Source organism: Paenirhizobium naphthalenivorans (assembly GCF_007992095.1).
GTDB classification, from domain to species: domain Bacteria; phylum Pseudomonadota; class Alphaproteobacteria; order Rhizobiales; family Rhizobiaceae; genus Allorhizobium; species Allorhizobium naphthalenivorans.
The window spans coordinates 1-5,272 of the sequence record NZ_BJZP01000062.1; the positions used below are offsets into that span (position 1 = coordinate 1).

General features: G+C 63.7%; 5 protein-coding genes and 1 pseudogene. 5 read left to right on the forward strand and 1 reads right to left on the reverse strand.

Features of this window, described 5'->3' with window-relative positions; translation table 11 throughout:
• The 4 genes and pseudogenes from RNA01_RS22795 to RNA01_RS22815 form a co-directional block, all read left to right on the forward strand.
• Window positions 1–838: pseudogene (locus RNA01_RS22795) on the forward strand (plasmid partitioning protein); the annotation flags it as partial.
• On the forward strand, window positions 835–1,728 hold the full coding sequence (locus RNA01_RS22800) for a DUF7007 domain-containing protein (RefSeq protein ID WP_147182388.1): 894 nt from the start codon (window positions 835–837) through the stop codon (window positions 1,726–1,728). The pseudogene RNA01_RS22795 and the gene RNA01_RS22800, both read left to right, overlap by 4 nt.
• A 692-nt stretch (window positions 1,729–2,420) precedes the next feature.
• Entirely contained in the window at window positions 2,421–3,008 is a 588-nt protein-coding gene (locus RNA01_RS22810; RefSeq protein WP_147182389.1) for a hypothetical protein, read from the forward strand.
• 277 nt (window positions 3,009–3,285) lie between these two features.
• Window positions 3,286–4,209 carry an ArdC family protein gene (locus tag RNA01_RS22815; protein WP_147182390.1) on the forward strand — a complete coding sequence of 308 codons (924 nt, stop codon included), beginning with the start codon at window positions 3,286–3,288 and terminating at the stop codon, window positions 4,207–4,209.
• A gap of 3 nt (window positions 4,210–4,212) precedes the next feature.
• Here the strand turns inward: RNA01_RS22815 and RNA01_RS23820 are convergent, their stop codons facing one another.
• Window positions 4,213–4,386, reverse strand: coding sequence for a hypothetical protein (locus RNA01_RS23820; protein ID WP_170253620.1), 174 nt, complete (start codon window positions 4,384–4,386; stop codon window positions 4,213–4,215).
• A gap of 488 nt (window positions 4,387–4,874) precedes the next feature.
• Between RNA01_RS23820 and RNA01_RS22820 the strand changes: the two genes are divergently transcribed.
• Window positions 4,875–5,183, forward strand: coding sequence for a DUF736 domain-containing protein (locus tag RNA01_RS22820; RefSeq protein ID WP_018326263.1), 309 nt, complete (start codon window positions 4,875–4,877; stop codon window positions 5,181–5,183).
• The last annotated feature ends 89 nt before the right edge of the window (window positions 5,184–5,272 follow it).

Here is a 5,272-nt window from a genome sequence, read left to right on the forward strand (position 1 = left end):
TGAGGCTGCGAAGCCGGAGGGTGCTGTTGGCGACGGATCGGTCACCGGCGGCGATGACGCCGACGCAGTCGCCACGCCGAAAGTCCGGCCCGACGTCACCCAGAAGGGCCATGATATGATCGGCGATTTCAGGACCGATGCCCTGCACGATGCACTCGGTCGCGCACCGATCGAGGACGACATGCTGATGGCGCTGATGGTCCTGGCCTTCGCCGGCCAGAATGTCCGCGTCGACTCCGGCGCAGATGGTACCTTCTACGGCGGCAAGCGCTTCTCGCGGCATGTCGTGGGCTTGTTTGATGAGCATGGCAAGCTCGCCTTCGATCAGGATACGCTTCGGGTTGCGGTTCGCTCCGTGCTGATCGACGTCCTCTCTTGCCGCCGGGGCATGTCGAACAGCGGCATGGTCGCGCGCATCGCCGGCGAGGCTATCGGCGCCGACGAGTTTCTGCCGAACATGGGTTCGGAGGACTTCCTCTTGTGCCTGTCGCGGCAGGCACTGGAAGCCTCTTGCGCCGAGGCATCTGTCCAGCCGCGCCCGAAGGTCCGCGAGACGCGTACAGCGCTCGTTGAGCATTTCGCAACTAAGCACTTCGTCCATCCGTCGGCCCGCTTCGCGCCCCCTGCCGACGAACTGCTCGACTGGATCCGGGCAGGCGCGGACACGGGTGTCATCGGCGCCACGCCCCAGGATGAAGGGGAAAGCGGTGCCGGTGATCCATCGGTAGATCAGCCAGAACACGATACCGGCGATGTGGTCGAAGGCGAAACTGAGGATGCCGATCTGCCCGATCATGATGTGCATGACGAAGACGTCGATCAGAGGGTTGCAGCATGACTGCCGCCCTCAATTCGAACATGGCAGCATCCACCCCCGATCTTTCGGGGGTGGAGTTTGCCACCAGCGCGGACGGCTTAGCCCTCGCCCGCATCGGTGACCTGGTCCTTGCCATGGTCACATCACCCAGCGGCTTTGCGTTCCTAGCGAGCGCGGGTGCGATCCGTCGGCCACTCGCAGATCTGACGCGGGCAGATTTCATCGGGCATGATGGCCGGGTGGCGGATGAAGCGGAATTCCGAGCCCGTGTCGCCGAGACCGTTGGTCACCAACGCGATCTGGCCAAGCTGAACCGCATGCAAACCCGCATGTCGGCTAGTACACCATGGGGCGGATCGCAGATGGCGGTCGTGTACGCAGAGGGCGTCGTCGCTCACATGACATCGGGGCATGGCGGCTTCCATCTCTCGACAGAGCGCAATGCCAAGGTCCATCCGCTGCTGCGGAAGGATATGCCCTGGTACGAGGAAGACTGCGAATGGGCGATCGTCGCGATCAGTTTCCCGGACCTGTTCACCGCCTACGAGCGGTCGATGGCAGAAAAGACCTTCCGCAATACCTGGCCCGACGTCTGGGAGACGATCCGCGGTTGCCCGCTTGCCGAGGGTGAGAGCTGGGCCAGGGATCGCCGGGCGTTCGGTCAACGCCATGCGGCGGACTACATCGCTATGTCGGCAATCTTGTCCGATCAGCGCCCCGGCATGACGGAGGTCGTGGCGAAGATCGGCGGAGGCCATATCCGCGGTGGTGAAGAACGCCGTTTTCTGGTGGCAAGCGACGAATATGCGGGGCGGGGGCGGTTCGGCTTCGTCATCGATCTCGCTCGCCACCCTGAATATGATGGCCCCTCCTCCTTCATTGGCTGGCGAAACCGGGGGGATGGGTCATGATCGACATCCGCCTCTTGAGGCCGCTGGCGAAAGCAATCGGCGCCCGGCGCGAGACCCAGCGGCATCTCGATTGTCTGAACCGTCAGATTGCGGCGCGCGCCGGGAGACAGGCGACCACGGTGAAGGTCCGGAGCCGCGCGCGGCGCCGGTCCAGTCCCCGTCTCTACCTTCGGGAGCTCTTCGACCGCTTTGCCTTCGAGTGCTGGGTCGAACTCGACACGATCGCCTGCAGGCCGGCGTGCAGGAGCAGGTCATCGGGGCTTTCCAGCATCGCGACCGCGAGCCTGTGCAGCATCCGGCGATATAGGAAGACCCGAGGCGAAAGGACCAGGCGATGTCCTTACCCGGCTTCGACGTCATCGTCATTGGGGGCTTGGCCATGTCTATCGCTTGCCTTGGGATTGATATCGGACCCGTGCCGGACTGCCCTTCTTGTTCGCTGCGGTCTGAACCGGCGGCCGGTCGTTTCAAGGCCGCTGTCGCGCCGCGGGGCGGCCGATCCAGCCTCTCTGCGCGAGGGCAGGCTCGCGGGGTCTGCTCAGGTCAAGACCTGCTGGCCCGCAACCCTGCCCTGCTGGCTCAGCCGGATCGAACCTGTGAAGCCGCCCGTCCCTTGCCGGTTCCTGGTCGTCCGCATCGAAGGGCAGACCGGCACGGGCCGGAACCGCTTCGCAACCAAGGAAGGAACAGACATGGCCAAGCCCTCTACCCCCAACCGCTCCAACGCCAGGTCGTCGCAACTCCGTAAGGGCGCAACCCTCGAAATGGTCCGCCTCTCCTGCCCCGACGCCACCCAGGCGTCCAAGATCGCGACAAGCTTCGGCACTGCAGTCGTCGACAGCGAAGGCATCCGCAGCCTTCACGAGCGGCTGATCGTCGAGACCGCCGAAAGCCTGTCCGAAGGCCTCGGCGAGAAGGCGATGCAGATCCATCTCCAGCGCATTGTCGGGGCCTTCGTCGGATCCGCGCATGGCGCCGGGCAATTCTACTCCCGCGCCGTCACAGAGGCGCGCGACGCAACGGCCAAGGCGTCCAACGATGCCCGCGACGAGGATCTCGATGGACCGGTCGGCTATGACAGCGCCGCCCAGCGCAAGCGGGAGTTCGCGGCCGACATGGGTGTCCAGTCCCACGCGCTGCGCATGGCAGCCGAGGGCGCAGTCGCCGCCTATGAACAGGTCATCGGCGAGACCTGGAAGCCCTTCGACCGGCCGATCGAAAATCCGGGCGTATCGCTCGACCGCAAGGCGGCCGAAGCTCAGTTGGCCGCTTTCGGATAAAACGAACGGCGGGGTCGCACCCCGCCCCTGCCTTCTTGTTCCTTGGCTGGCGCCTGCATGCGCCGGCCTTCTCTCATGTCGAAAAGGGAAACGGGAGACGAGCCTATCGCGGCCCGTCCCGCTCGGCGGTCCTGCAGGAGCCGGGCGCCCTTGCAACGGCTTCGCCGTCCTCCACGCTGTTGCGGCCGTTCCGGTGCATGGCCGCACCATCGGCCCCTGACTTCGGACCTCCGTGACGGACCGCGACAGGCGCGGTCCCTGAAAAGGAAAAGAAGTCATGACAAAAAAATCGGAATCGGACCGTGCGGATATCTATACGCGGATCACCGATCGGATCGTTGAAGATCTCGAACAAGGCGTTCGTCCCTGGATGAAACCATGGAGCGCCGCCAACACGCATAGTCGCATCAGCCGACCGATGCGCCACAACGGCCTGCCCTATTCCGGCATGAACGTGCTGCTCCTGTGGTCGGAGCAGGTATCGCGGGGCTTCTCCTCCTCGATGTGGATGACCTTCAAACAGGCGCTCGAGCTGGGTGGGGCCGTGCGGAAAGGCGAAACGGGCTCGACCGTCGTCTTTGCCAGCCGCTTCACAAAGTCGGTAGCCGACGGAAACGGCAATGATGTTGATCGGGAAATTCCGTTCCTGAAGGCATATTCTGTGTTCAATATCGAGCAGATCGACGGTTTGCCCGACACCTATCATGCCCCGCCGGCCAAGATCCGGGATCCTGTCGAGCGAATAGAGCGCGCCGATCTCTTCTTCCACAACACCGGCGCCGTGATCCGGCACGGTGGCAATCAGGCCTATTATTCACCGGTCATGGACTTTATCCAGATGCCGCCCTTCGAAGCGTTTCGCGATGCTGCCGGCCACGCGGCTGTCCTCAGCCATGAGGCGACCCATTGGACGGCGGCGGAACATCGCGTCGGACGAGATCTATCGCGCTATGCGAAGGACCGGACGGAGCGCGCGCGCGAAGAACTCATTGCCGAGCTCGGGAGCTGCTTTCTCTGCGCCGATCTCGGCATCGCGCCGGAGCTCGAGCCGCGGCCGGATCATGCGTCCTATCTTCAGTCGTGGCTATCGGTGCTGGCCAACGACAAGCGGGCGATCTTCCAGGCGGCAGCCCATGCGCAGCGCGCCGTGAGTTTCCTGCATTCCTTGCAGCCGGAAGCGGATGTGAAGGCTGCCGCCTGACGCTCAGGCGCGGTCGTCACCACCAGTGGCGGCCCCCTGTTCCATGTTCCGTTGGTCCTTCAGACCTTGTGCGATGTCAGCATCCAGCCTTCCCCAGATTGACGGTTTTTGAGCGTCGGGTTTGGGTTTGCGGGTCGGTCTACGTTCGACGATGAACGGCTTGGTCTGCTGGCGCATTGATCCTCCGGGCTGCGATTCGCGAATGCAACGATATCTCACTGGGAGATCGGGCAAGCGAGCCAATGTTTGCACGAACTTGTGTCCCGACTGAATCAGCAACGACGGTCGAAGCGGGGGATGGCGCAAGATGCCATTCGTGCCCAGGCGAGAGCGGCGGAACACCATTGCCATATCCCTTCACGCTAGAGTTTCCGGCAACCCATCTGCGGGCTCGATGAGGCATGTCTGACCGGAGACCGGCTGCGCCTCGATCGTCTTCCCGCAACGGCATTCCGCAAATTTCTTACCCCGGAGCCAACCTACCCCACTCGACAAGTCGAGCGGGGACCCCAGCTAGGCTCCTCCTCTCCGACTAACAAATTTGCGACTTGCCGCCCTCCATTTCATTACGGCCCTATTGGGTGCGGTCCGATCGTCACCGGTCTTTGCGACAGCCATCGAGGCCGCGATGGGCGTGGCCCGAACATGAGAAAAGGAATACGACAATGGCAACCATCGGCACATTCACCTCCACCGAAAACGGCTTCACCGGCTCCATCCGCACGCTCGCCCTTAACGTCAAGGCCCGCATCGCCCGGGTCGAAAACCCCTCCGACAAGGGCCCGCAGTTCCGCGTCTACGCCGGCAGCGTCGAGCTAGGTGCCGCGTGGCAGAAGACCTCCGAGCAGGGCCGCGACTACCTCTCGGTCAAGCTCGACGATCCGAGCTTCCCGGCTCCGATCTACGCAACGCTCGCCGAGGTCGAAGGCGAGGATGGCCTCCAGCTCATCTGGTCCCGCCCGAACCGTGACTGATTGACATCACGGGGCTCCGCCACCGGCGGAGCCTTCTCCTCTGCCGAGAAGTCAAAACCGGACCCGGCATCGAGCCAGGTCCGGCTTTC